At 55.4% G+C, this 26,241-nt stretch carries 25 protein-coding genes; 8 read left to right on the top strand and 17 right to left on the bottom strand.

What is annotated here, in order from left to right; genetic code table 11:
- The first annotated feature begins 69 nt into the window (after window positions 1-69).
- The 5 genes from ACM615_RS22085 to ACM615_RS22065 all read left to right on the top strand — a co-directional run bounded on the left by ACM615_RS22085 (window position 70) and on the right by ACM615_RS22065 (window position 6,701).
- Complete coding sequence (locus ACM615_RS22085; protein WP_129637667.1) at window positions 70-2,400, top strand: Tex family protein; 2,331 nt, start codon at window positions 70-72, stop codon at window positions 2,398-2,400.
- Window positions 2,401-2,795: 395 nt separating this feature from the next.
- A complete protein-coding gene (gene feoA / locus ACM615_RS22080) occupies window positions 2,796-3,020 on the top strand; it encodes a ferrous iron transporter A (RefSeq protein WP_112288655.1) in 225 nt (74 codons plus the stop codon).
- Window positions 3,021-3,122: 102 nt separating this feature from the next.
- Window positions 3,123-5,441, top strand: a complete 2,319-nt coding sequence (gene feoB, locus ACM615_RS22075; RefSeq protein ID WP_431012540.1) for a Fe(2+) transporter permease subunit FeoB — start codon at window positions 3,123-3,125, stop codon at window positions 5,439-5,441.
- Window positions 5,442-5,449: 8 nt separating this feature from the next.
- Window positions 5,450-5,686 carry a FeoC-like transcriptional regulator gene (locus ACM615_RS22070; RefSeq protein ID WP_112288657.1) on the top strand — a complete coding sequence of 79 codons (237 nt, stop codon included), beginning with the start codon at window positions 5,450-5,452 and terminating at the stop codon, window positions 5,684-5,686.
- Window positions 5,687-5,780: 94 nt separating this feature from the next.
- Window positions 5,781-6,701 (top strand): LysR family transcriptional regulator, encoded by a 921-nt coding sequence (locus ACM615_RS22065; protein ID WP_129637668.1) that lies wholly within the window; start codon window positions 5,781-5,783, stop codon window positions 6,699-6,701.
- Here the strand turns inward: ACM615_RS22065 and ACM615_RS22060 are convergent.
- The 12 genes from ACM615_RS22060 to bioH all read right to left on the bottom strand — a co-directional run bounded on the left by ACM615_RS22060 (window position 6,681) and on the right by bioH (window position 16,111).
- Window positions 6,681-6,947, bottom strand: coding sequence for a DUF2442 domain-containing protein (locus ACM615_RS22060; protein WP_431012539.1), 267 nt, complete (start codon window positions 6,945-6,947; stop codon window positions 6,681-6,683). The genes ACM615_RS22065 and ACM615_RS22060 overlap by 21 nt on opposite strands.
- Window positions 6,931-7,170: a DUF4160 domain-containing protein gene (locus ACM615_RS22055; protein WP_113877203.1), complete on the bottom strand. Its 240-nt coding sequence runs from the start codon at window positions 7,168-7,170 to the stop codon at window positions 6,931-6,933. The genes ACM615_RS22060 and ACM615_RS22055 overlap by 17 nt, the downstream gene beginning before the upstream one ends.
- 100 nt (window positions 7,171-7,270) lie before the next feature.
- The gene (gene mdcH / locus ACM615_RS22050) at window positions 7,271-8,206 is read right to left on the bottom strand and encodes a malonate decarboxylase subunit epsilon (protein ID WP_112288660.1); all 936 of its coding nucleotides are present in this window, start codon (window positions 8,204-8,206) and stop codon (window positions 7,271-7,273) included.
- 27 nt (window positions 8,207-8,233) lie between these two features.
- Window positions 8,234-8,860 (bottom strand): malonate decarboxylase holo-ACP synthase, encoded by a 627-nt coding sequence (locus tag ACM615_RS22045; RefSeq protein ID WP_431012538.1) that lies wholly within the window; start codon window positions 8,858-8,860, stop codon window positions 8,234-8,236.
- Between the two features lie 16 nt (window positions 8,861-8,876).
- Window positions 8,877-9,839 carry an AEC family transporter gene (locus ACM615_RS22040; RefSeq protein WP_095923831.1) on the bottom strand — a complete coding sequence of 321 codons (963 nt, stop codon included), beginning with the start codon at window positions 9,837-9,839 and terminating at the stop codon, window positions 8,877-8,879.
- Window positions 9,840-10,028: 189 nt separating this feature from the next.
- Complete coding sequence (mdcE, locus tag ACM615_RS22035; RefSeq protein WP_113877205.1) at window positions 10,029-10,844, bottom strand: biotin-independent malonate decarboxylase subunit gamma; 816 nt, start codon at window positions 10,842-10,844, stop codon at window positions 10,029-10,031.
- On the bottom strand, window positions 10,841-11,683 hold the full coding sequence (locus ACM615_RS22030) for a biotin-independent malonate decarboxylase subunit beta (RefSeq protein WP_112288664.1): 843 nt from the start codon (window positions 11,681-11,683) through the stop codon (window positions 10,841-10,843). Before ACM615_RS22030 ends, mdcE begins: the two co-directional genes overlap by 4 nt.
- Window positions 11,673-11,975: a malonate decarboxylase subunit delta gene (locus ACM615_RS22025; protein WP_112288665.1), complete on the bottom strand. Its 303-nt coding sequence runs from the start codon at window positions 11,973-11,975 to the stop codon at window positions 11,673-11,675. The genes ACM615_RS22030 and ACM615_RS22025 overlap by 11 nt, the downstream gene beginning before the upstream one ends.
- 40 nt (window positions 11,976-12,015) lie before the next feature.
- Entirely contained in the window at window positions 12,016-12,873 is an 858-nt protein-coding gene (locus ACM615_RS22020; RefSeq protein ID WP_431012537.1) for a triphosphoribosyl-dephospho-CoA synthase, read from the bottom strand.
- A gap of 5 nt (window positions 12,874-12,878) precedes the next feature.
- On the bottom strand, window positions 12,879-14,540 hold the full coding sequence (gene mdcA / locus ACM615_RS22015; RefSeq protein ID WP_113877208.1) for a malonate decarboxylase subunit alpha: 1,662 nt from the start codon (window positions 14,538-14,540) through the stop codon (window positions 12,879-12,881).
- A gap of 301 nt (window positions 14,541-14,841) precedes the next feature.
- On the bottom strand, window positions 14,842-15,111 hold the full coding sequence (locus tag ACM615_RS22010; protein ID WP_112288668.1) for a YdgH/BhsA/McbA-like domain containing protein: 270 nt from the start codon (window positions 15,109-15,111) through the stop codon (window positions 14,842-14,844).
- A gap of 229 nt (window positions 15,112-15,340) precedes the next feature.
- Complete coding sequence (gene bioH / locus ACM615_RS22005) at window positions 15,341-16,111, bottom strand: pimeloyl-ACP methyl ester esterase BioH (protein WP_431012536.1); 771 nt, start codon at window positions 16,109-16,111, stop codon at window positions 15,341-15,343.
- Window positions 16,112-16,157: 46 nt separating this feature from the next.
- On the opposite strand from bioH, the gene gntX reads away from it, so the two are divergent.
- The 3 genes from gntX to ACM615_RS21990 all read left to right on the top strand — a co-directional run bounded on the left by gntX (window position 16,158) and on the right by ACM615_RS21990 (window position 19,214).
- On the top strand, window positions 16,158-16,847 hold the full coding sequence (gntX, locus tag ACM615_RS22000) for a DNA utilization protein GntX (RefSeq protein WP_113877210.1): 690 nt from the start codon (window positions 16,158-16,160) through the stop codon (window positions 16,845-16,847).
- Between the two features lie 97 nt (window positions 16,848-16,944).
- Window positions 16,945-17,520, top strand: coding sequence for a Fe-S biogenesis protein NfuA (nfuA, locus tag ACM615_RS21995; protein WP_112288671.1), 576 nt, complete (start codon window positions 16,945-16,947; stop codon window positions 17,518-17,520).
- A gap of 275 nt (window positions 17,521-17,795) precedes the next feature.
- Complete coding sequence (locus ACM615_RS21990) at window positions 17,796-19,214, top strand: DUF7594 domain-containing protein (protein WP_112288672.1); 1,419 nt, start codon at window positions 17,796-17,798, stop codon at window positions 19,212-19,214.
- Between the two features lie 44 nt (window positions 19,215-19,258).
- On the opposite strand, the gene malQ is transcribed toward ACM615_RS21990, so the two are convergent.
- From malQ to ACM615_RS21965, 5 genes are all read right to left on the bottom strand, one after another.
- Window positions 19,259-21,334, bottom strand: a complete 2,076-nt coding sequence (gene malQ, locus ACM615_RS21985; protein WP_431012535.1) for a 4-alpha-glucanotransferase — start codon at window positions 21,332-21,334, stop codon at window positions 19,259-19,261.
- Window positions 21,335-21,343: 9 nt separating this feature from the next.
- Entirely contained in the window at window positions 21,344-23,758 is a 2,415-nt protein-coding gene (gene malP, locus ACM615_RS21980; protein ID WP_431012534.1) for a maltodextrin phosphorylase, read from the bottom strand.
- Between the two features lie 267 nt (window positions 23,759-24,025).
- Window positions 24,026-24,715 carry an L-ribulose-5-phosphate 4-epimerase gene (locus ACM615_RS21975; protein WP_129637675.1) on the bottom strand — a complete coding sequence of 230 codons (690 nt, stop codon included), beginning with the start codon at window positions 24,713-24,715 and terminating at the stop codon, window positions 24,026-24,028.
- Window positions 24,712-25,572 carry an L-ribulose-5-phosphate 3-epimerase gene (locus tag ACM615_RS21970; RefSeq protein ID WP_120162635.1) on the bottom strand — a complete coding sequence of 287 codons (861 nt, stop codon included), beginning with the start codon at window positions 25,570-25,572 and terminating at the stop codon, window positions 24,712-24,714. The genes ACM615_RS21975 and ACM615_RS21970 overlap by 4 nt, the downstream gene beginning before the upstream one ends.
- 10 nt (window positions 25,573-25,582) lie before the next feature.
- A complete protein-coding gene (locus ACM615_RS21965; protein WP_431012533.1) occupies window positions 25,583-26,239 on the bottom strand; it encodes a 3-keto-L-gulonate-6-phosphate decarboxylase UlaD in 657 nt (218 codons plus the stop codon).
- Window positions 26,240-26,241 lie beyond the last annotated feature (2 nt).

The raw sequence follows: 26,241 nt of genomic DNA, 5'->3' as shown, positions 1-26,241 counted from the left end.
GGCATTTTCGGTCTTCAAACCGTATAACTGTGCCCTGCTTTTTTAACGAATAAAACTGATACCAGACCTATGAATGATCAACTGAGCCGCATTATCGCAAGTGAATTGCAGGTTCGCCCGGAGCAGGTTGCTTCCGTGGTGCGTCTGCTGGATGAAGGTAATACCGTGCCGTTTATTGCGCGGTATCGTAAGGAAGTCACCGGTGGGTTGGATGATACCCAACTGCGTCAGTTGGACACCCGTCTGGGTTATTTGCGTGAGCTGGAAGACCGCCGTCAGACTATCCTCAAGTCCATCGAAGAACAGGGCAAACTGAGCGACGATTTAGCGAAAGCCATTAAAACCACGCTGAGCAAAACCGAGCTGGAAGATCTGTATCTGCCGTTCAAACCGAAGCGCCGCACGCGCGGGCAAATCGCTATCGAAGCGGGGCTGGAACCGCTGGCAGAGTTATTGTGGAACGATCCGCAAAACGAACCTGAAACCGCCGCCGCGAAGTTTATTGATGCGGATAAAGGCGTCGCCGACACCAAAGCAGCGCTGGATGGGGCACGCTACATTCTGATGGAGCGTTTCGCTGAAGATGCGTCGCTGCTGGCGAAAGTCCGTGATTACCTGTGGAAAAATGCCCATCTGACCTCCCGCATGGTCGAGGGTAAAGAGCAGGAAGGCGCGAAATTCCGCGATTACTTCGATCACCACGAACCCATTTCTCAGGTGCCTTCCCACCGCGCGCTGGCGATGTTCCGTGGCCGCAACGAAGGTATCCTGCAGCTGGCGCTGAATGCCGATCCGCAGCATGACGAGCCGCCGAAAGAAAGTTACGCCGAACAAATTATCATCGACCATCTGGGTCTGCGCCTGAACAACGCGCCTGCCGACGTCTGGCGCCGTGCCGTGGTCAACTGGACATGGCGCATCAAAGTGCTGCTGCACCTCGAAACTGAGCTGATGGGCACCGTGCGCGAACGCGCTGAAGATGAAGCGATTAACGTATTCGCCCGCAACATGCATGATTTGCTGATGGCTGCGCCAGCGGGTATGCGCGCAACCATGGGTCTGGATCCGGGTTTACGTACCGGTGTTAAAGTCGCCGTTGTGGATAACACCGGCAAACTGGTGGATATCGATACCGTTTATCCCCACACCGGCCAGGCTGCAAAAGCCGCGCAACAGGTTGCTGCGCTGTGCATCAAACATAATGTCGAACTGGTCGCTATCGGTAACGGTACCGCTTCCCGCGAAACCGAGCGTTTCTTCCTCGAGCTGCAAAAACAGTTCCCGGCGGTCAAAGCGCAGAAAGTGATCGTCAGTGAAGCCGGTGCGTCGGTGTATTCCGCTTCAGAACTGGCGGCGCTGGAATTCCCGGATCTGGATGTTTCGATTCGTGGTGCCGTTTCCATTGCGCGTCGTCTGCAAGATCCGCTGGCTGAACTGGTGAAAATCGACCCGAAATCCATCGGTGTCGGCCAGTATCAGCATGACGTCAGCCAGTCTCAGCTGGCGAAAAAACTCGATACCGTCGTCGAAGACTGCGTGAACGCCGTGGGTGTGGATCTGAATACTGCGTCCGTTCCGCTGCTGACCCGCGTGGCCGGTCTGACGCGCATGATGGCGCAGAATATCGTTAACTGGCGCGACGAAAACGGTCAGTTCCGTAACCGCGAACAGCTGCTGAAAGTCAGCCGTCTGGGGCCAAAAGCCTTCGAGCAGTGTGCAGGCTTCCTGCGTATCAACCACGGCGACAACCCGCTTGATGCCTCAACGGTTCACCCGGAAACCTATCCGGTGGTCGAACGCATTCTGGCAGCGACGCAACTGGCGCTGAAAGAACTGATGGGCGATTCGAATGTGCTGCGCGGCCTGAAAGCCAGTGAATTCACTGACGAACAGTTCGGCGTACCGACTGTTACTGACATCATCAAGGAGCTGGAAAAGCCGGGGCACGATCCGCGTCCTGAGTTTAAAACCGCGACCTTTGCCGATGGCGTGGAAACCATGAACGACCTGATGCCGGGCATGATCCTTGAAGGTTCTGTCACCAACGTCACCAACTTCGGGGCATTCGTGGATATCGGCGTACATCAGGATGGTCTGGTTCACATCTCATCACTGGCGAATAAATTCGTTGAAGATCCGCATACCGTGGTGAAAGCCGGCGATATCGTCAAAGTCAAAGTGATGGAAGTCGATCTGCAACGTAAACGTATCGCGCTGACCATGCGTCTGGATGAGCAACCGGGCGAAGCACCGGCACGCCGTGCTTCCGCGCCAGCGTCAGATTCGCGTGACAATCAGAAACGCCATACGCCAAACAAACCTGCGGGCCGCAATGCTGCACCGGCGGGCAATAATGCGATGGCCGATGCTCTGGCTGCCGCTCTCGGCAAAAAACGTTAAATTCTCGCTTTTCCTGCAAAACGGAAGCCGCTGATATTCAGCGGCTTTTTTTATGTGTCTTTTTTCGACACTTTTTAAAGTCTCTCCTATTGAATCAATCACTGAGGTAAATCAATAAATCCTCACTGTTGCAGGCTTAGGATAGCGACGCGGTGGAGATTCCCGTGAAGAGGCCCCCCTCTTTTATTTTGTCTCCACACGCGTACTAATTATGATAACTATTCTCGTTTGTACTTCTTTGCGTATTCAATACGCCGTCGGCCTCAGGCTGGCAATTTCGCACCAGGGACAATTTCTGAGCAATATTTCACGAGCAGTGAAATCACCGGGCACGGAAGCGCGGCGTCACCTTTGTGACGCTGCCCCCAAAATGCCTGAACGCTTCGCGAGGAACTATGCAACTTCAATCAAAATGTGCTTATAAAATCACCGGCTTTTCTCATGAAATCAGCCCGGCCTATCGCCAGAAACTGCTGTCTCTCGGCATGCTTCCGGGATCATTCTTTAACATCATCCGCGTGGCACCGATGGGCGACCCGGTGCAGATAGAAACCCGCCGCACCAGTCTGGTCGTGCGCAAAAAAGACCTCGACCTGCTCAAGCTTGAGCTTCTGGCCTGATCTTTCTGATTTGTTTCTGAAAGTTGGTTTCTGAAAGATTGTTTAGCGCGGCTCTGTTGAGTCTTCCGCGTTTTTTCCTTTCTCACACGTAGATCTGAACGTATGAAAGCACTGACTATTGGCCTGATTGGTAATCCCAACTCAGGTAAAACGACCCTTTTCAACCAGTTAACAGGTTCGCGACAACGCGTTGGTAACTGGGCTGGCGTCACCGTCGAACGTAAAGAAGGCCAGTTCGCTACCGCAGATCACCAGATTACGCTGGTCGATTTGCCCGGCACCTATTCACTGACCACCATCTCCGAGCAAACCTCGCTCGATGAGCAAATCGCCTGTCATTACATTCTGAGCGGCGACGCAGATCTGATGATTAACGTCGTGGATGCCTCAAACCTTGAGCGCAACTTATACCTGACACTGCAACTGCTTGAGCTCGGCGTGCCCTGCATTGTCGCGCTGAACATGCTCGACATCGCCAAAATTCAGAACATCAATATTGATATCCCGGCGCTGTCTGCGCGCCTGGGCTGCCCGGTTGTTGCCCTGATTTCTACCCGCGCCAGCGGTATCAAAGAACTGAAAGCGGCCATCGATGAATTGCCACAAGTGACCGCGCTGGAACGTGTGAAATATCATCCGGTGCTGCAACAGGAAGTGGACGTGCTGGCCGCTGAAATGCCGCAAGATATGGCGCTGCAACAGCGTCGCTGGCTGGCGCTGCAAATCCTCGAAGGGGATATTTACAGCCAGACGCACGCAGGTAACGCACAGGCTTTACTGCCGCAGGTGAAAGCCCGTCTGGTGGAGCAAAAGCTGGAAGATCCTGCACTGCTGATTGCGGATGCGCGCTATCAGAGCATTGCGTCACTGTGCGCGGACGTCAGTAACTCGCACCTCACCGCGCCCAACAAGCTGACGCAGGTGCTGGACCGCGTGATCCTCAACCGTTTCCTCGGCGTGCCGATCTTCCTGCTGGTGATGTATCTGATGTTCGTGCTGGCGATCAACATCGGCGGCGCGCTGCAACCGATTTTCGATATCGGCTCGGCAGCAATTTTCATTCAGGGTATGCAATGGGTGGGCTTCACCCTGCACTTCCCGCAGTGGCTGACCATTTTCCTCGCTCAAGGCGTGGGCGGCGGTATCAATACGGTTCTGCCGCTGGTGCCGCAAATCGGCATGATGTATCTGTTCCTCTCCTTCCTTGAAGACTCCGGTTACATGGCCCGCGCCGCGTTCGTGATGGACAGGCTGATGCAATCACTGGGGCTGCCGGGTAAATCATTTGTGCCGCTGATTGTTGGCTTTGGCTGTAACGTGCCGTCCATTATGGGTGCCCGTACGCTGGATGCCCCGCGTGAACGCCTGATCACCGTGATGATGGCGCCATTTATGTCATGTGGCGCACGTCTGGCGATTTTCGCGGTGTTTTCTGCGGCATTCTTCGGGCAAAGCGGTGCATCCATCGTGTTCTCGTTGTATCTGCTCGGTATTGTGGTCGCTATCCTGACCGGCCTGCTGCTGAAATACACTATTATGCGCGGTGAAGCTTCGCCGTTTGTGATGGAACTGCCGGTGTATCACGTGCCACATCTGAAAAGTTTGCTGCTACAAACCTGGCAGCGTCTGAAAGGGTTCGTGCTGCGCGCCGGTAAAGTGATCGTGATTGCGAGTATTTTCATCGGCGCACTGAACAGCTTCTCTTTCAGCGGTCAGGCGGTGGATAACATCAATGATTCGGCACTGGCCTCGGTCAGTAAAGTACTGACACCGGTGCTGGCGCCGATGGGCGTACATTCTGACAACTGGCAGGCGACCGTGGGTCTGGTCACCGGCGCGATGGCGAAAGAAGTGGTGGTCGGTACGCTGAACACGCTGTACACCGCCGAACATATCCACAATGAGGAGTTCGACGCTGCCAGTTTCAATCTGTTCGATGAGCTGGGCGGCGCAGTGCAGGAAACCTGGCAGGGTCTTAAAGACACCTTCAGCATCAGCGTGCTGTCGAACCCGATCGAAGCCAGCAAAGGTGACGGCGAAATGGGCGTCAGCTCCATGGGCGTCATGAGTACCAAATTTGGCACCGCCATTTCGGCTTACAGTTACCTGATTTTCGTGCTGCTTTACGTGCCTTGCGTCTCGGTGATGGGGGCGATTGCCCGTGAAACCAGCCGCAGCTGGATGACGTTCTCCATCTTCTGGGGGCTGAACGTCGCCTACTCGCTGGCAACCCTGTTCTATCAGGTGGCCACTTTCAGCAATCATCCGGCCTACAGTGCGGGCGTCATCTTCATCGTGTTACTGTTCAACGCTATCGTCCTCACCTGCCTGCGTAAGGCACGCAGCCGGGTCAGCCTCCATTTGCAGCCACGTAATATCGCGGCCTGTTGCGAACCGGCTACCGGCAGCGACTGCCACTAGGAGATAACATGACTACGCTGATTCAGGTTCGCGACTCTCTCGCACTGGCTGGCCGGGCAGATGCCCGCCAGCTCAGCCAGCAGCTTAAGGCTCCGCAGCCGCTGGTGCAGGCCATGCTCGAACGGCTGGTGGCAATGCGAAAAGCAGAAACAGTGGAAGCGGATGACAGCTGTCTGAGCGGCAGCTGTAAAAGTTGCGCTGACGGCAAAAAGTGCCTGACCGTGTCTTACACCCTGATCCCCTGAACCCGGCTTTTCCGCCCTTCCTGAATAGTCGCCCGGCGGCTATTCAGCTATCATCTCAGACCGCAACGGCCTAAAACGCTACGCAGGAGCCTGTATGATCGACAGTGAAATCACCTTCCGCAAACTCGAAATTTTCCTCGCTTACATGGAAAAGCAAAACATCACCCGCGCAGCCGAACAACTCGGTCTGAGCAGCGTGAGCGTGCATCGCGCCCTGCATTCTCTGGAAGAAGGTTTGCGCTGTCCGCTGTTTATCCATCGCGGGCGCAATCTGCTGCCGTTGCCCGCGGCTGAAGCGTTACTGGAACATGCCACGCAGGTGATTGAACAGATGGAACATGGGATCCAGGCCACGCAGCGCGCCGCCGGTTTCGGGGATAAACGCCTAAAAGTCGGCACATTGTATTCGCTGACCCTGGAAACTATTCCGCGCCTGATTATGGGGCTGAAACTGCGCAGACCCGAGCTTGAACTGGAGCTGGTGATGGGATCTAACAGTGATTTGCTGCAAAAGCTGGAAGACGGCCTGCTCGATGCGATTCTGATTTCGACCAGTGATTCGAGCGTGGACGCACAGCGCTACGATCAGTTGCCGCTGTTTCAGGATGATATTTTTCTCGCCGCCCCCGCCAGCGCAGAACTGGCGTCGGAAGGCACGGCGGATTTACGCGATTACAAACAGAAGAAATTCGTTTCACTGGCAGAAGGGTTTGCGACTTACCACGGCTTTCAGGAAGCCTTTCAGATCGCCGGTTTTGAGCCGGACATTGTCACACGGGTAAACGATATTTTTTCGATGCTGAGTCTGGTGCAGGCGGGCGTCGGATACACGCTCATTCCCGGCAGGATGAAAGGCGTGTATGAAAATACGGTGAAATTACTGCCACTGGCCGAAACCTATCAGATGCGCCAGACCATTTCGCTGGTCTTCCCGCACAGCCGCGAGCACGATCCCAACCTCCTCGCCCTCGCCGCTGAAAGCCGGATGTATGCGCTAGCGAGCAGAAAGCGCTGACAGACGGTTATGTGCTGTCTGTTTAGCGACCGGCTTTCCCACTATTAAGCCCTCAATAGAAATATCTTCATCAAGGGCATCCCAATGCAAACCATAAGCACTGATTTCATAATCCTGACGCTGCGCGGGTGTTGCATTCAGCAGGACCGGGAACTGCGTCAGCGGTACCTTCAGGACTTGCCCATCTTCAAGAGTGACCCACATCGTACTATCATCGAACCGAACACTTTTAGGCGAAATATTCATTCCATGCTCCTTGAAAGACTGTCTGATAAACGTTTGTTAGCGTTATGATTTCCCTGACTTCTCTGGAAGAAAAACCTGTCTGACGACACATGGCAACAGGCACAAGCCAAAGTTTGGCTTCTTTCTGACCGGATCTTACATGAATATGATGAGGCTCAGGCGGGTTTCCCTCATTGGAATAAAAGAAAAAACGATAATTTTTAAAGCGCAGAATAACTGGCATGTCGGTGACTTCCCTGTGTGAACGATTCGGTAAAAACAAAAAACCTTTCACTCAGGAAAGGCTTTTATTCCGTAGCATCCCCAACCTATCATGCCTTTAATCAGCGTTCGTTTTCCCGTAACCGCGCTGCGAGACGTCCCGCAACATGCATACCTGACTGGCATAAAGACAGCGCTTCGCCCTGTTCCATCGCACGGCGGGTCAGGCCGGTAAGCACCGCGCCCGGCGGCATTTCAATTGCCAGTCGCACATCGCGCTGGTAGGCCGCGACCATGGCATCACGCCAGTTCACGGTACGCGCCATGTTCATCGCCAGATCGTCCGCGATTTTTTCCGCCTGCCAGTAAACGCGACCCGTTGTTCCGCTGAGATAACCGCAGGTCGGACGGGAAATGTGAATCTGTTTAAACGCCTCAACCAGTTTCGCCGCAGGTTCATCGAGCAGTGCGCAATGTGATGGCACGCTGACCGCCAGCTGATGCGTTTTCTGCGCTCCCAGCCCTTTCGCCAGTTGCATGACCTGTGCCATAGCGGCATCACTGCCCGCAATCACCAGCTGGTCTTCCGCGTTAATATTCGCCAGATACACCGGCGATGTGGCGCTGTTGACCTGCGCGACCAGATCTTCCACCTGCATCTGACGCAACCCGGTGATCGCTGAAAGGCCAAAGCCTTGCGGATAGGCCTGTTGCATCAGTTCCCCGCGCAGCGCGACCAGCCGTACGGCATCATCAAAGTCGAGCGCACCGGCAATCACCGCTGCCGGAAACGCACCAATTGACAGCCCGCTGCAAAAATCTGCCTCAACTCCTTCGGCCTGACACTGTTTCGCCCAGACCACACCGGCAATCAGCAAACACAGTTGTACGGCACGGGTGGAACGTAAGGCATCGGCAGTATCAAGCAGCAGAACATCTTCGCCCAGCGCGATGCTGGCCTGTTCAATGAGGGAATGTGTGAGCGGGTTATCCGGCAGACGATGCAGCATTTGCGGCACCTGCGGGCCCTGTCCGGGGAAAGTAAATAGGATTTTCATCGTGCTCCTTGCTTCTTGTGGCCGGTTTCAGTCTGCCGGCAATTGCCACGGGTCGCGCACCAGCAACGGGCCGGACGCCGTTTTCAGCATGATGTCACCGCCACGCAGCCATTCGCTGAGGGCAAATCCGCCCTGTGGCGTATTGATCTGAACATCGGCGCGGCAGGGAAGCCGCTGAAGCTGGTCGTAAAAATCGGAAAACTGAGAAGGATCCTGCGACGTGTCGCAGCGTACCAGTAAATCAAGATCGCTGTCGGCGTGCATGACCGGCAGGTCACTGACCAGCGCGTAGGCGCAACTGCCCGTCACGCCCCACGGGAAAGGCAGCTTCAGACTGCATAACGTAATCAGCGCCTGCACCGGTTGCTGTGACACAAACGGCGAATGCAGTAATGCATTCACGTCGCTGACCAGAGATTCGGGCGTGACGACCCGCACCACCGCCGCCGGATCTATCCAGGCGGCAGCACGCTTAATACGGGTCATGCCGCGTATGCCCACAGGAATTGCGCCGTCAGCCCGCTTATCGCGACGCACCACCAGCGGCAGCGACGTACGCCAGCCGGTGTTTACCCACGCGGGTAACGTGTCGTCGCTTTGCAGCGCTGAACGGTCGCTAATCCAGACAAAATCATGGGCACGCGGGTCACACATATTCCAACCTTTCTGATTAGTGAAGTGCGGCTGTCAGAGAGATAAACAGCGGCAATGTCACGATACATAATACGGAACTGATCAGCAGTGACGCTTCTGCATCCGGAGACTGAACCCCGAAACGGTTACCGAACACGATACCGAAGAAACCAGCAGACAACGCAATCATCAGGATCGCCGTCACAGCCACCTGACCGCTCAGGCCAAATGCCAGAACCAGGCCCCAGGCAATAAACGGCTGGATCAGGTTTTTCGCCACGCAAGACAACAGCACCGGACCGTTAATTTTCAGTTTACGCGCTGACAGGATAACACCGGTCAGGAACAGCGCAGACGCGGTAGCTGACAGACCCAGCGGTTTGATCGATGCCAGGAAAATTTCCGGCATTTTAATGCCAATCGCCGACAGGATCACACCCAGCAACGGTGCCCAGACGATCGGTTTTTTCACTGAACGCCACATCAGAACCGGCAGCAGTGCCAGAGAAGACCCCTGATTTTCACCACTGAGACGCGCTTTTTCACGTTCAAGGATCAGCAGACAGAACGGCGTCATCAGCACGGAACCGCAGGCGATAGATACCGCGACGGACAGTGAAGTCGACGGCGCATCACCCATCACGCTGCTCAGAATCGGCAAACCAAGCGCCGCATAGTTCGGCAGTGCGACAGTCAGCGTCAGAACCGCCGCGTCCTGCGGAGACTTTTTAAAGACTTTGGTACAAATAAAGTAAATCGCCGCGTAGGTTATCCACATGGCCAGCACCAGCACCAGAATCAGCGGTGACTGTTCAACAATGCCCGCCCACGGGGTCTGTACGGTTGCTGCAAACAGCGCAGCGGGTAAAGCAAAATCCATCACGAAAATATTAAGTAAAGAGACATTCTGGTTATCCACCATTTTCGCTTTCCCGGCGTAAAAACCGAGGATCATGATGACGAAAATAGGGGCAAGCGCGTGCAATATTACGTAAGTCATAGCGTTTTTCCTGAGGCAAAAAATGAATGCTCAGTCGGCGCCGGTGCGATGGTTTTTTTAGTATGACAGTCCAGTTGCAGACAACAGCAGGCCCTCGCCCGGACGGTATGTCAGGGCGGGAACCCGCAATGCGGCTGCGTCACGCTGTTTGCAGGTGCGTTACCGGTTGAGACTGAAAGTTTTAACGAATTACCATTCCTGACGCATCAGCTGGCGAACGCGCTGCGAACTTGCGCGGTTTTCCGCACCCAGACGGTTGCTGAGGCTAACGCCTTCTTTGCGTGCGTCCTGGATGTTTTGCCAGACAACGTTTTGCACGTTGCTGATATCGTCGGGTGTTGCCTTGTCCGGATCAGCGATGTCGAGTAATTGCGACAGCAGGCCCAGCGTGGCGTAGTTTTCGATGTCATAAGCCATCGGCGGAATGGTGGCGGCCAGTTTTTCCAGCGCGTCCACAGAACGTAAGGTGATACGTGCAGCGGATTCTTTACCCATCGCGTGGATCATCACGCCGTTGTTTTTGAAGGCAATCAGTTTGTTGGCCTGATAACCGTGCGCCAGAAACGCACCGGACATCGCTTTACCGACAATCAGCCCGACCACCGGATGCCCGGCCAGACGTGCTTTGGCGTACGCCCCTGCGGCACCGGCCAGCGCCTGATGGATACCGAATGCTTCTTCGCGACGACCGTATGCCTGACTTGGCACATCAATCACAGCCACGATGGCGCGTTTGGTGGTGGCATTAGCGTCGGCATCAATGACGTCGTTGACTACTTTTGCCAGATTCCAGCCTTCGAGCAGGCCGACTTCGCCGCCCGCAGCACGCGGATACTGGTTATTTTTATCCGGTACCACGGCGATGAAACGCACGGGCTGGTCATTCAGTTTGCCGTCAGCCGCTTTCACGGAAGGGCAAAGACCGGTCACCGGAGTGGCGTCTTTGGTCAGTTCAGCGAACCAGTAATCACCCCGGCTGGCTGCATTATTTGCTACGTTGCTCATGCGCGATCCTCCCGGTTAAACAAGGCTTCCGTCACTTCACGGCTGGCCTGCTGCGCGGTGTCAAAACCGGTCAGTTTTGGCAAGTAATAATCATAATTATCAGAACGATGTGTCGCAGGTACGCCCGCCTTAATAAAGGCCAGTACGCTGTCTTTCACTTCATTCAGGGAATCTTTCACCAGCGCATCAACAAACCCGCTGTGATAGCGCACTTCGCCACCGGTCATGCTCCAGATAAACGGACGGTCGCGGGAATCGTATTCATCGATACCGGCTTCCTGTTCAATAACCTGCGGACCATTCAGACCCAGACGGGCTTCGCGGGTGACAATCAGATAGCTGCACAGCGCAGCGGCGATCGACATCCCGCCAAAGCAACCGACAGTACCAGCAACCACGCCAATCACCGGCGTATAGCGGCGTAAATCTACAATTGCGGCGTGAATATCCGCGATCGCCGCCAGACCCAGATTGGCTTCCTGCAAACGCACACCGCCGGTTTCGAGCAGCAGAACGGCCTGCGTCGGAATACCGTTGCGGTTATCTTCTGCAGCCAGTTCCAGCGCCGCGGCCATTTTGGCACCGGACACTTCGCCCATGCTGCCGCCCTGGAAGCTGCCTTCAATCGCCACAACCACGGCGGGCTGACCGTTAATCTGGCCTTTCGCGACCACCATGCCATCATCGGCTTGCGGTACGATGCCCTGCGGTTCCAGCCATGGCGACATCACGCGTTCGAACGGCCCGAGCAGTTCGCGGAAAGTGCCGTCGTCCAGCAGTTTGCGGGCGCGCTGACGGGCGCTTAGTTCGATAAAGCTCTGATCAGTATCAGTTGGCATTTTCAGCCTCCTCAAAGACCTGTTCGATACGCAGACGGGCAACCCCTGGTGTGGCGCCAAAATCATTAATGTCCAGACGGCCTGCCGGTAATTCACGCAGCGCGCTCAGACGGTTAAAAAAGTTCTGCCACAAGGTATGGCTGCCGTCGACCGATGTGGTGACGATAATTTTCAGCGCACTGGCTGTGTCGGGTTCATACAGCGCTTCTAAATCGCCGGAACCTACCACGCCGGCTTCGGCGCGGCCTGCCAGCGGTTTAGCCGCCGGGTAGTTAAATTCAAAACGTTCCATAACACCTCTTTGTACTGATGTTAGTTAATTCGTATCCGGTTCAGACCACGCTCACGCGGTCGAGGAACAGCGTCGCAGCCAGTAAATCAGCGGCACCGCCGGGCGATGTGTTGTCCGTTAGCATCCGGTGTTCGAGATGGCGCAACCGTTGTTTGCCCGCCATCGTGCTGGTGCCACCGGCTTCCAGTACCGCCTGCGCGCCCTGATGCATGGCTTCGAGCGCCGGTAAACCGCCGCGTGACAGCACGCAGGTGTCGGCAAGCGTGGTCATCACCGCCAGTAAGGCATCGACCTGTGCTTCGCTTTCGCTGGCGCCGCGTGTCCGGCTGTGATGAAGCTGCGGCAGTGCCCGGTCGATAATGTGCGGGAAACCACGTTGTGCTTCTTCACGGGCACCCGGCACCTGATAACGCTGCACGGCGTGGGAACCTTTACTGAATTTTTTCGGGCTGAAAGCATCGGGTAACGCTGCAATTTTCGCGGCGCGCTGCACAATACTTTGCGACAGCAAACGTTCCGGTTGCATGGCAACGGCGCTGACCAGCAGCCCCATCGCCCAGATAGCGCCCCGGTGAGTATTCACTCCGCCGGTTTCCGCCATCATTTGTGCTTCACCAGCACGTCCTAAACGGCCCACTTCCTGACGCAGGGCGATATCCGCCGGGCGCTGCCAGCTGTGTAAAGCCAGCAAATAGAAAGTGGAGGTCAGGCTGCGTGCCGAACGCACCATCAGATCCAACGTTAAATCCTGATGTGCGCCGGAACTCCGGCTGTCTACCAGCCCCGGTTTCGGGCTAAGCCGCGCTTCGTCGATCAGCGCCTGCGTCGCCGTTTCAGCCAGCCTTTCGGCCAGTTCTTCCGCTGTCAGTACAGCGCCAATCGTTAAAGTCTGCGGCATCAGGATCACCAGCTACGGAATTTGGCTGGCGGGTTATACAAACCGCCGGACCAGTCAACCAGTTCGCTCACGCTGCCTGCCGCCAGTAAAGAACGGGTGGCGTCGGTGCGACGAATCCCCATGTCTTCAGGGAAGACCACCAGTTCCTGACGGCGCAGGTCGGCGACGCGTTTGGCGTCAACGCCCAGACCGATGTCAGTGATACCGGCCACCGCAGCGACCATTGCGCGGCGTTCTTCCAGAGAGCGGGCGCGGTGCAGGTAAGCAATCCCCTCTTCGGTCAGCACGTGGGTCACGTCGTCGCCGTAAATCATCACAGGCGCCAGCGGCATACCGGATTCTTTACCCACATCGACGGCTTCGAGTTTCTCAACGAACGTCGGTTTGCCCCCGGCCTGGAAGGTTTCCACCATCTGTACGACCAGTTTTTTACCGCGTGCCATCGGATCCGGCTCTTCAATCATGTCGAGCCAGGCTGGCGTGGAGTGACGACGACCGTGCGGGTCATGGCCCATGTTAGGCGCGCCACCGAAACCGGCCAGACGACCGCGGGTCACCGTTGAGGAGTTCGCCAGACCATCGACCTGCAAGGTGGAACCGATGAACATGTCGACCGCGTACTGGCCTGCCATCTGGCAGAACGCACGGTTGGAACGCATGGAGCCGTCGGAACCAGTGAAGAACACGTCCGGACGGGCGCGAATGTACTCTTCCATCCCCATTTCGCCGCCAAAGCAGTGAACGGTTTCCACCCAGCCGCTTTCGATAGCCGGGATCAGCGTCGGGTGCGGATTCAGCGTCCAGTGTTTACAGATTTTGCCGCGCAGACCGAGCTGTTCGCCGTACGTCGGCAGCAGCAGTTCGATGGCTGCGGTGTTAAAACCGATACCGTGGTTCAGGGACTGCACGTTGTGTTTGGCGTAAATACCCTTAATCGCCATCATCGCCATCAGCACGTGAACCGGTTTAATCAGGCGCGGGTCACGGGTGAACAGCGGTTCGATAAAGAACGGCTTGTCGGCGACGACCACGAAATCAATCCAGTCGCCGGGAATATCGACGCGCGGCAGGTCGGTGTCTTCTTCGACCAGTTCATTCACCTGCGCAATCACGATGCCGTTTTTAAAGGCAGCGGCTTCGACCAGCGCCGGTGTATCTTCAGTGCTTGCGCCGGTATACAGATTGCCTTTGCGATCCGCTTTGAAGCCGGCGATCAATGCGATGTTCGGCACCAGATCGACATAAAGACGGGAATACAGCTCGATGTACGTGTGGATCGCGCCGATTTCCATCTGACCGTCTTCAAGCAGTTGCGCGATACGCAGGCTTTGCGGGCCGGAGAAAGCGAAATCAAGCTTGCGGGCGATACCGCGTTCGAAGAGATCCAGATGTTCAGAACGGCTGACGCTCGGCATGATCATATGCAAATCATGCAGCTTTTCAGGGTTCACTTTTGCCAGCGAACGGGAAAGAAAGTCAGCTTGTTTTTGGTTGTTACCTTCCATTACCACGCGGTCACCGGAGGCGATCAGCGTTTCGAGGATAGGGATGATTTTGTCTGTGGGTAAAACTTTACCCTCTGCCACGGAACGGACACTGTCGATACGCCGTTGTTTTTCGCTGCGGCGGGTGTCCCATACTTTCGTGGTCTGCGGATGTTGCGGCATGCCAAACCTCCCTGGGTTGAGCTTGCTGAATCTTCCCGGCGTGATGAAACAAAGAGGACGGTGGGAAGTTCAGTCAAGTGGCGGTTGCATCACAATTGACCTGTTTAATTAGCGTGTTAAGTGTAGGAAGCGGTGAGATAACCATCAATTAAGGGCGCTGACACTTCGTTACCCTGAGAGTAACGATTGAGGAGAATTCTTTAAAAACAGTTTGATACAGAACAAGGAATGAGAGGAAGTGCGCAAAAACAGGCGAAAAAAAGGGATGCACCAGGCATCCCCTTTTCGCAGATTCAGAGAATTACTTGAACACTTCTGCGGTAGCAGTGATTTTCTTTTTCTCCTGCGCGGCGATGACGACGTAGTATTTCCCGCCTTTTTCATCAGCCAGTTTGGACAGCTCATCTTTAGCATCCATTGGCGCAGTGTATTCATTGCTGGTCGTTACCACGCCCAGGCTGGTGTAACCCTTATCTTTGGCTTCTTCTTTGGTGATCATCTCAGCGGCCATTGCGTTCACAGAGAACAAACCTGCCAGAACAGCTGCAATAATAATTTTATTTGATTTCATGACATTACCTCTAATTGGATGAATAATTTTGAAAGAAAGCAGTCAAGATATGAACGGCAGGTGAATCTGTGCTGGCACGAACCTTCCTGGTCAACCACCAGATTTCTCCCCAGAGACACAAACGGGCGATGGAAACTCTTCCCCCTCTCACCTCCGGCATCTATCGGCTTAAGTATTAATCACCTTCGGGAATTATCCAGAAATTAGTAAAAAATATTTACATTGATTTTCATTCTGACATCAGGAACTGACCGGCAAGTTCACAAAAAGCGTCCGGGTGAGAAATAAACGGCGCATGTGCTGCTTTTTCAATGACTTCTGAACGGGAATCCGGCAGTAACACATCCAGCAACGGCACGACTTTTCGCGGCACCAGCCCGTCCAGCGCGCCGTAAATACGCAATATTGGCAACGTCAGTTGCGTCATCGGCTGGCGTAAATCGGCCGTGCGCAAAATCTCCAGCCCGCCGTTGAGCACATCAGCCGGTGGCATCGGCAGATTCAGAACAATCGATTTAAGCAATCGGGCATCCTGACGCGCGCTGTCGCTGCCGAGTGTCTGCAACGCCAGAAAACGCTCGACCGTGCGCTGGAAATCTTCACTCAGCTGATGCTGAAAACCCTGCAGCACATCTGGGCGGATCCCCGGCCAGTCTTCGTGCGCGGTAAAGCAAGGCGAAGATGCCACGGTAATCAGTTTTTCCACGCGCTGCGGCGCGCTCAGCGCAATCTGGCTGGCGACCAGACCGCCCAGCGACCAGCCCATCAGCGAGGCCTTTGGCGGCATGACCGCCAGAACCGTTTCCGCCATCTCTTCCAGCGTCATCGCCCCGAAACCTTCACTGCGGCCATAGCCCGGCAGGTCGATCAGATGCAGACAAAATTGCGGCGCAAGTCGCTCTGCCGTGTAACGCCAGACTTCGGCATTCAGCCCCCATCCGTGAAGCAGCACAAGATGGCGATCTCCTTCGCCGATTGTCTCCTGATAAAGCGTATTCATAGCGTATTGTCCGTGTCTGTCTGAATGGCTAAAGGAACCCGCCACTATGCTAACAATTGCCGGCCGCTGTTGGCTATGCCAGTGTCCGCTGCATCTTACGATCCAGGGCATTTGCAGCCTGTGTATGAAACATCTGCCGGTCGCTCCGCCGCATTGCCTGCGCTGCGGATTGCCCTCCAGCGGCGGTGAGGCTGATTGCGGGCGGTGTTTATTAAAACCGCCGCCGTGGGACGCGATGATCTTCGCCAGTCCCTATGAAATGCCGGTGAGCGGGCTGGTGTTGCGGTTCAAATTCTCCGGGCAACCGGAGCTCGACACCGCACTCACCCGCTTGCTGTTGCTGCGCTGGCAGGAACGCTACCGGAGGCGCAATCTGCCCAGACCCGACGTGCTGCTCAGCGTGCCGCTGCATCAGAAACGCTACTTCTCACGCGGTTATAATCAGAGTGAATTGCTGGCAAAACCACTGGCACGCTGGCTGCATTGTGAATACCTGCCCAATGCCCTGAGCCGCGACCGGCAGACGACGTCACAACAAAGCCTGACCGAGCGGGAAAGAAAGTGGAATCTGCGTAAAGCTTTCACCTGCCATATCAATCTGCGAGATAAGCACGTGATGCTGCTGGATGATGTGGTGACGACCGGCAGCACAGTGCGTGAAATCAGTAAAATACTGCGCAATCAGGGCGTTGCTTCACTGCAAATCGCCTGTATCTGCCGGACGTTGCAGACATAGGCACGTGCTGCTAACACTCTGGCAACGTGAAGGGTGACGGGTAAAATGAAAGGGCGTATTATAACCAACTAGAGTAGTCAACTATTGAGCGAATGTTATGATCCTTATTACCGATGCTGCCCAAGAGCACTTTGCCAAATTGCTGGCAAGCCAGGAAGAAGGCACCCAAATCCGCGTATTCGTGATCAATCCCGGTACGCCGACCGCAGAATGCGGTGTCTCTTATTGCCCGCCGGACGCCGTTGAAGCGACGGATACCGAACTGAAGTTCGAGAAACTGTCCGCTTTCGTCGATGAATTAAGCGCACCTTATCTGCAGGATGCGGTCATCGATTTCGTTACCGATCAGCTCGGTTCTCAGCTGACGCTGAAAGCACCGAACGCCAAAATGCGTAAAGTCTCTGACGATGCGCCGCTGATGGAACGTGTTGAATATCAGCTGCAATCGCAGATTAACCCGCAGTTAGCCAGCCACGGCGGACGTGTTTCCCTGATGGAAATCACTGACGACGGTATCGCTGTTCTGCAATTTGGCGGCGGCTGTAACGGCTGTTCAATGATTGATGTCACCCTGAAAGATGGCATCGAGAAAGAACTGCTGCAAAACTTCCCTGAGCTGAAAGGCGTTCGTGACCTGACCGAACACCAGCGCGGTGAACACTCGTTCTACTGATCGGTTAACGCCATTCCAGTATCACAATACTTTAGGGTTCAGCACCGCTGAGCCCTTTTTATTGCCTGCAATTTCCCCCTTCCTGTTGTGCCCGTAATGGCACAACCAGACTCGCTTTCAGCACGCACAGATTGCGCATAAAACAGAGGCAGGGGAAAAGGAATCGTGTATTACAACACGTCTCAGACCTGCTTTCTCAAGCGAGAGCCAGGCCGGACACACACACTTCCCCGGATGTCATTTCTAAGGAAATCACTGTCTGTCCGGAGTCTGTTATGAAAAAAACCTTACGCGTTTTAGTCCCTCTCGCAGGTCTGTTCGCCCTGATGCCGCTGGCTTCTCATGCGGCATCAGGACAGTCGAACGTTTCCTGTTCCTACAGCCATACCCTCGGCGACGATGCCATTCTGATGTTTGGTATGCCCAATCACGCGATGCTCCACGACTTCTTCGGTAACACCAGCACCGATGCGTATTCCACCTACGACACGCTGCAGGCAAAACCGGAAACCACCTGTGACAACAAGGCAGATTCCACCGCCTATTGGGCACCGACCATGAAACTGCCTTCAGGCGAAGTCGTGAAGCCGTCGTATCAGAAAACCTATTATCAGGCTAACTCGGTAGAAAAGTATCCGCTGACGCCTTTCCCAAAGGGGTTACAGCTGCTGGCAGGGGATCACGTGGGCACCGCACCCAATCCGCACGTCAGCTTCTTGTGTGCCAATGGGAACGGCTACACAAACACCGCCGATCAGGTCTGTGGTTTGCGCTCAGGCGGGGATGCCGTGCAGTTCAACATCGGCATTAACTTCCCCAACTGCTGGGACGGTGTCCATCTGAAACCTGAGAAGGGTGTGGCGAACGCCACATATGACTCAAACAATGTCTGTCCTGCGGCTTTTCCGGTGAAAATACCTAAGGTCAACATGAACATTGCCTACGTGTTGCCGCAGATCACCTCACTGGATACCAGCAAAATACAGCTTTCGCTGGATCCTGAAATGGTCGGTGATCAACGCATCGAGAAGTGGGGCAGCATTTACACCGCCCATGGTGATTTTGTGAATGGCTGGCCTGAACAGTCAGCGAAATACATGACCGACTTGTGTATGAATCTGGCTTTCGATTGCAGTAACACCATCCCTTACAGCTACGAGCCGGCACTGGAAGACACGGTCGTCAGCAGTACCAACAGCAGCACCAATTACGGCAGCAGCACATTGCTGACCGCCAGCGACAACTGGAAAAACGGCGGTCATGCCAGTAATCCGGAAAGCCTGGTTCTGTTTAAGTTTAAAATTCCTGCACTGCCGGAAGCCATCCCGGCCTCTGAAGAGGGATTATTCGTCTACCGTCTGCGGGTGTTTGGTGGCAATGCGGCTTCCAGCGCCACCGGCAAGCTGAATGTCTACAGCACAACCACGGACTGGGATGGCAAAACAGTGAACTGGGATAACCATCCGGCAACGGATTACCAGTCAGCTGGCACCATCTCGATGAATAATAACCGTCAGTATCGCGACGCTATCGTGGATACGGCTGTTCGCCAGGCGCTGGCAGAAGGCAAAACGGAAGTCGCTTTCTACCTCGGCGGTGATCAGAACGGCGGGACGTACACCTTCGATTCCACCGAAACCAACCATCCACCGTTGCTGATCGTGAAAGGCTACAAGGCGGCAACAGAGAATTAATCACAGCGGCCTGAGGAAACTCAGGCCCTTTTCTGCCTCCTGGATTACCCCTTTCGCCGTTTGCTCAAATCGGCCAGCAGCGCATCAATATGCTCATCGCCAAACATTTCCTCCAGCGTTCGCGTCAGTTTGCGCCGCCAGTTAGGGTATTCGGTATTCGTGCCCGGCACATTAACCGGCAAATCCATATCCAGCCAGTCTTCCGGTTGCAGGCCGAGCAATGCGCTGGCACTGCCTGCCAGATAACGCTGCAGCCCGCCATTTAGCACCAGCGTCATCGGCATGTTTGCTGCCGTTTTGCCGATCGATTTCGGCACGCACCCTGTCCGATGTAACGCATCCAGCAATCCCTGCTTGCTGTGTTCACGCTCCCCGCGCAATTTCTCCAGCACCTGCGGATCAGGATAAACGCCAAGTGACGCACCGAGCGTTAAATCGCCGCCTTCCCAGTAACCGCGCAACGTAGGCAGATCATGCGTGGTGACCGTTGCCATTGCCTGCGAAACATAGTCTTCCGGCGGCCGGTAAACGTAGTTTTTATCGTGCTCGAAATACAACACCTTGTAGGAATACACCCCGCTGTCACGCAGGCTGGCGACAATCTCTTTCGGCACCGTACCGAGATCTTCGCCAATCACCATGCACTGATGCCGCTGACTTTCCAGCGCCAGCACGCCGAGTAAATCTTCCAGCGGATAACGGACATACGCGCCATTCCCCGCCTCCTGATCCGCCGGTATCCACCACAAACGCAGCAGCCCCATCACGTGATCGATACGCAGCGCCCCGCACTCCGCCATATTTGCCCGCAGCAAATCAATAAACGGCTGATAGGCACGGACTTTCATTTCGTGCGGATCAATGGGCGGAAGTCCCCAGTTTTGCCCCTGTGGGCCAAGAATATCCGGCGGCGCGCCAATGGTCGCTTTCAGGCAATACAGCGCCGGATCCGACCAGGTTTCCGCGCCGCCTTGCGCTACGCCGACCGCCAGATCACGGTACACGCCGATCGGCATCTCCAGTTTCACACTGCGCTGATAACATTCTGAAAACTGCGTATGCGCCAGCCATTGCTGCCACTGATAGAACTCAACTTCACTGGCATAACGCTCACTGAATTCGCGTACATCCGCGCTTTGGGCATCGCGATAGGCTTGCGGCCACACCGGCCAGCCCCACTGGCCTAAATCCAGATCCCGCAGATGCACATGCAGCGCGTCGAACAGCGCCTGTTGCCGCAAACTGTCGCCGCCGAGTTCCACGAACCGGCGGAAATCCTGCTTACGCAGGCTGTCTTGCGGCAGTTCACAAAACAGCGGCCAGGCCAGTTTCAGCGCGGCGGATTTCAGCGCCATGACCTGCGGATAATCCACAAACTCCGTACTGCGTGCCTGCAATAACGCGTCACGCGTCTCTCTGGAATGCCACCAGTTTTGTGCCTCGCGACTGGCGGCGAATTCCTCCACGGCGTTCACATCGATGTAGGTCAGGTTCAGCCAGCGGCGGGACGACGGACTGTACGGGCTGGCACTTTGCGGATTCGCCGGATACAGCGAATGAATGGGATTCAGCCCGACAAACGCCCCGCCACGTTTTCCGACTTCTTCGACCATTTTTTTCAGGTCACCGAAATCACCCACGCCCCAGTTATTTTCCGAACGCAGGGTATAAAGCTGCACCGTCGCGCCCCACAGTTTTTTGCCCGCCCGCAACGCCTGCGGCTCATAGCAACGCGGCGGCGCGACGATAATCCGGCAAGGCCAGACATTGCCGTTTTGCGATAACGTCAGCTGGTGATAACCGGCAGGCAGCGCTGCGCCGAGGTTCAGCGCCTGACCCGCCGGGATGTCGCCATGCGTCTGACTGCCGTTTTCCTGCGTCAGTTGCCAGCTGAAAGCGCCAGCACCTTCCGGCGTCAGCAGCACTTTTTTGCTTTGTGTAAATACTTTTACCGGCGGCACGGGCGTGATTTCCGGCATGTCAGCCGGGTCCCGCCCCATCGCCGCGAGCAAAGCCGCCCGCGTGTTATCGGATACTGTTTCGACGTCATCCGTCATATTGATGAAACTGTCTACAATCCCTGCCCGGCGCGCGGCTGCAACGAGTTGCTTATCTTCCATGTCTGCTCCTTATCGTTTGGCCTGCCAGATGCGTTGCTGATAATCACGGATGGAGCGGTCGGCGCTGAACATGCCGACGCGCGCCGTATTCAGTAACGTGCGGCGCGTCCATTCATCGGTATTCCGGAACAGCGTATCGACCTGTTTCTGTGCTTCGCAATAGGCCGCAAAATCGGCCAGCACCAGATACGGATCACCGCCGTCGAGCAGGCTGTTGAGCATCAGATCGAAGGCTTTCTTGTCTCCATTGGCATAAAAGCCGCTGGCCAGTTCGTCGAGAATGGCTTTGAGATGTTTGTCCTTTTTCACCAGCGCTTTCGGCTTGTAGCCTTTTTTCAGCTGCGCTTTTACTTCATCGACGGTCAGGCCAAAGATAAAGATGTTGTCCTCGCCGACTTGTTCGGCAATTTCGACGTTGGCACCATCCAGCGTGCCGACGGTCAGCGCACCGTTGAGCGCCAGTTTCATATTGCCGGTACCGGAAGCTTCTTTCCCGGCGGTAGAAATCTGCTCGGAGACATCCGCCGCTGGAATCATCAGTTCAGCCACCGACACACAATAATCCGGGATGAATACCACTTTGATACGATCGGCGACGATCGGATCGTTATTGATCTTCTCTGCCACCTGATTGATCGCATAGATGATATTTTTGGCGAGGTAATAGCCGGGCGCGGCTTTTGCACCGAACAGGAAAACACGCGGCACGATGTCGAGTTTCGGGTTATCGCGGATCTGGCGGTACAGTGAAAGAATGTGCAGAAGATTGAGATGCTGACGTTTGTACTCGTGCAGACGTTTGATCTGCACATCGAAAATCGCGTCAGGATTGAGCCGGATCCCCATGCGCTGCCAGACGTATTCCGCCAGCCGCACTTTATTGTCGTGCTTGATTTTGCGGTACTGCTTGCAGAATTTTTTGTCTTTGATGCCGTCTTCCAGACCTTTCAGCAAATCCAGATTGTTCACCCAGCCGTCGGTTTTCAGGCGCTCATCAATCAGCGCGGACAGCGCCGGATTGCACTGTTTCAGCCAGCGGCGCGGTGTAATGCCGTTAGTCACGTTGTGGAATTTCTGCGGCCAAAGCTGGTGATATTCCGGGAACAGATCTTTGACCACCAGATCTGAATGCAGCGCCGCCACGCCGTTAACCGCAAAACCGGCAACCACGCAGAGGTTTGCCATGCGCACCTGTTTGTCGTGATGCACGGCAAGCTTCGCCCAGACAGCCTCATCGCCCGGCCATTCTTTGCTGACCCGTTTCTTAAAGTTGGCGTTGATTTGTTTAATGATCTGGAAATGGCGCGGCAGCAGGCTGCGCACCAGACGCTCGTCCCAGGTTTCCAGCGCTTCCGGCATCAGCGTGTGGTTGGTGTACGCAAACGTACGGCTGGTGATGTGCCATGCGTCATCCCAGCTCAGCTGATGCTCATCGAGCAGCACGCGCAGCATTTCAGGAATGGCAATGGTCGGGTGCGTATCGTTAAGCTGGATGACTTCATAATCCGGCAGTTCGCTGATTTTGCGGCCAAGGAAATGGTGACGACGCAGGATATCGGCCACCGAGCAAGCGCACTGGAAATATTGCTGCATCAGGCGCAGGCGTTTACCGGCCTGATGGTTGTCATTCGGGTATAACACTTTGGTGAGTTTGGCGGCGTCGACGCCTTGTTGTTCCGCTTTCAGAAACTCGCCGTCATTAAACTTTTCGAGATCAAACGGATGCGGATGCGTGGCTTCCCATAAGCGCAGCGGCTGCGTGATGCCATTGCGATAGCCCATCACCGGCAAATCCCAGGCTTCGCCACGCAGCGTAAATTCCGGTTCCCAGCGCGACACACCCTGCTCATTTTTCACGACTTTACCGCCGACGCCGACGCTGACCGCCAGCGAACTGTTATGGCGAAACCATGGATATTCGCTGCGGTGCCAGTCGTCCGGCGACTCTTTCTGTTTGCCGTCAACAAAACGCTGCCGGAATAAACCGTACTGATAGTTCAGGCCATAACCGATACCGGGCTGCCCGACCGAGGCCATCGCATCCAGATAACAGGCTGCCAGCCGTCCCAGTCCGCCGTTGCCCAGCGCCGGATCGATTTCCTCTTCCAGCAAATCAGTCAGATTGATAGCAAACGGCTGCAGCGCTGTGGCGATTTTTTCGTACCAGCCGAGGTTAATCAGATTGTTACCGGTAAGACGCCCAACCAGAAATTCCATCGAGATGTAGTTAACGTGGCGGGTAATTTTTTTGCTTTTGCTGCTGACGGTATCATTTTGCGGAGGAAGCTGTTCGGCGACGGCAGCACTGACTGCGTGCCACCACTGATGCTGAGTCATATCTGAAGCTGAAGTGAGTCCGAACGCTTGCCACTGGCGGGTGAGCGCCGCCAAAAAAATATCCTGCTTGAACGTGATCTTCGACATAGGGCAGTCTCTTTTCTGTCTGAGGGGACGGAATGCTTCCGTGAGAAAAAGTGTGATCGCGATATCTATGTATAAACCCTATGCTGGAAAAATGCTCACTGCGGGGATGAGGAAAAATGCATGAAATCATGTCGAAGGGATGGGGCGTTGCCATTAAAACCCCCTCCCCGCCTCCCACTTCGCAGGGGGAGGCGCAAAAACTCGATCGGCTCCCTCCCCTGCGAAGGGGAGGGCTGGGGAGGGGTTCTAATGGCATCTCAATAGCGATTATTTCTGCCCGTAATACGCATCCGGCCCATGCTTTCGGCTGAAATGTTTTTGCAGCAGGTAATCATCCATCGGAGTTTGGTTACGGCGGATGGAACCGGTGATCCACGCCATTTTCGCGACTTCTTCCAGTACTACGGCGTTGTGTACTGCCTGTTCCGGCGTGGTTCCCCAGCAGAACGGACCATGCTGGGCGACCAGAATGCCGGGCATATGCAGCGGGTCGGTACCGGTCAGCGCAGCGGCGATCACTTTGCCAGTTTCAAGTTCATATTCCCCGTTCACTTCGTGGCGCGACAACGGCCGCGTGCAGGGAATGGCTCCGGCAAAATAATCCGCGTGCGTGGTACCGAGCGGAGGAATCGCCACTCCGGCCTGCGCCCATGACGTCGCATAAGTCGAATGGGTATGCACGATGCCACCAAGCTGCGGGAAACGGGCGTAAAGTTCGAGATGCGTGGCGGTGTCGGAGGACGGTTTGTAATGCCCTTCCACAACCTCGCCTTGCAGGTTCAGCACGACCATGTCGCTGACCTGCATTGTCTCGTATTCCACGCCGCTCGGTTTGATGACCACCAGCCCGCGCTCGCGGTCAATGCCGCTGACATTTCCCCATGTGAACGTCACCAGACCAAAAGCCGGCAGCGCCATGTTGGCTTCAAATACACGTTGTTTCAGTGCGTCCGTCATGCCATTTCCTCCATGTTCAGCCCGGCTTTCTGCATTTTATCTACCACCCAGGCGCGGGCGTTGCGCACTTCCTGCATCGGGTCGGCGGCAGTTTCGCTCCACATTTCGATCAGATACGGCCCGCGATAGCCGCTTTTTTGCAGGGTTTCAAAGCAGCGCTCAAACTCCACCACGCCGCTGCCGAACGGCACGTTTTTGAATACGCCGGGCTGCGTGTCTTTAATATGCACGGCGACGATGTGCCCTGCGCCGCTCGCCAGTTCCATCTGCACGTCGTTGTCCCACGCCGATAAATTGCCAATGTCAGGATAAAGCTGGAACCACGGATTGTTCAGGTAATGCGTGTAGCCAAGCGCTTTGCTGATCGAGTTCATCAGCGGGTAATCCATGATTTCCATCGCCAGCGTCACCTGCGCGCGACTGGCCATTTCGACGGACTCCTGCAAACCGTCACGGAAACGCTCGCGGGTATGATCGTTGGCCTGCTGGTACCAGACGTCATAACCGGCGAGCTGGATCACGCGGATGCCCAAATCCTGTGCCAGCACGATGGCTTTACGCATGATTTCCAGCCCGTGATTGCGGGTTTCATCGTCTTCTGCGCCGAGCGGGAACCGCCGGTGGGCGCTCAGACACATCGACGGAATACGGATGCCGGTACGCGAAATCGCATCGACGACCTGCAACCGCTGCTCACGTGACCAGTCAAGCCGCGCCAGCCGGTGGTCGGTTTCATCCACCGACATCTCAACGAAATCGAAGCCCAGCTCTTTCGCCATGGTCAGGCGCGCCAGCCAGTCTTCGCCCGCAGGCAGGGCTTTTTCATAGATACCGAGGGGAACGGCTTTGTGCATCATCTGATGTTCCTTAGCCCCAGAGCTGGCGGATGGATTTTTTGAACTGACGCGCCGCATCAACCGGATCTTTGGCATCGCGGATACTGCGCCCGGCAATAAATACGTGAACCGGAATGTTTTTAAACAGCTGCAAATCTTCCAGCGCCAGACCGCCTGTGATCGTCACTTTAAAGCCCATGCCGGAAAGGCGTTTGATTGCAGTGATATCGGCATCGCTCCATGCCACACCGGCGGCCTGTGCGTCACGGCTGCGGTGATAAACCACCTGCTGGATACCGGCGTCATGCCATTCCTGCGCCTGTTCCCACGTCCAGTAGCCGGTCAGTTCAATCTGCACATCACCGTTGAATTCCTTCGCCACTTCCAGCGCGCCTTTGGTGGTGTTGATGTCGGCGCAGCAAATCACCGTTACCCAGTCGGCATTGGCTTCAAAACACATGCGCGAGAGTATTTTTCCGGCGTCAGCGATTTTGGCATCGGCCAGCACGATTTTTTCCGGATACAGCGCTTTCAGGTCACGCACCGCACGCACACCTTCTGCGACACACAAAATGGTGCCGACTTCGATAATGTCGACTTCACTGGCGATCAGGCGCGTGGTTTTGTAGGCGTCGTCCATCGACTGGTTATCCAGCGCCACCTGCAACATCGGTAATGAATGAGTCATAG

It is taken from the genome of Rahnella sp. PAMC25617 (assembly GCF_050606005.1).
Lineage (GTDB): Bacteria > Pseudomonadota > Gammaproteobacteria > Enterobacterales > Enterobacteriaceae > Rahnella > Rahnella variigena.
This window is presented reverse-complemented; position numbering and strand designations above follow the sequence as displayed.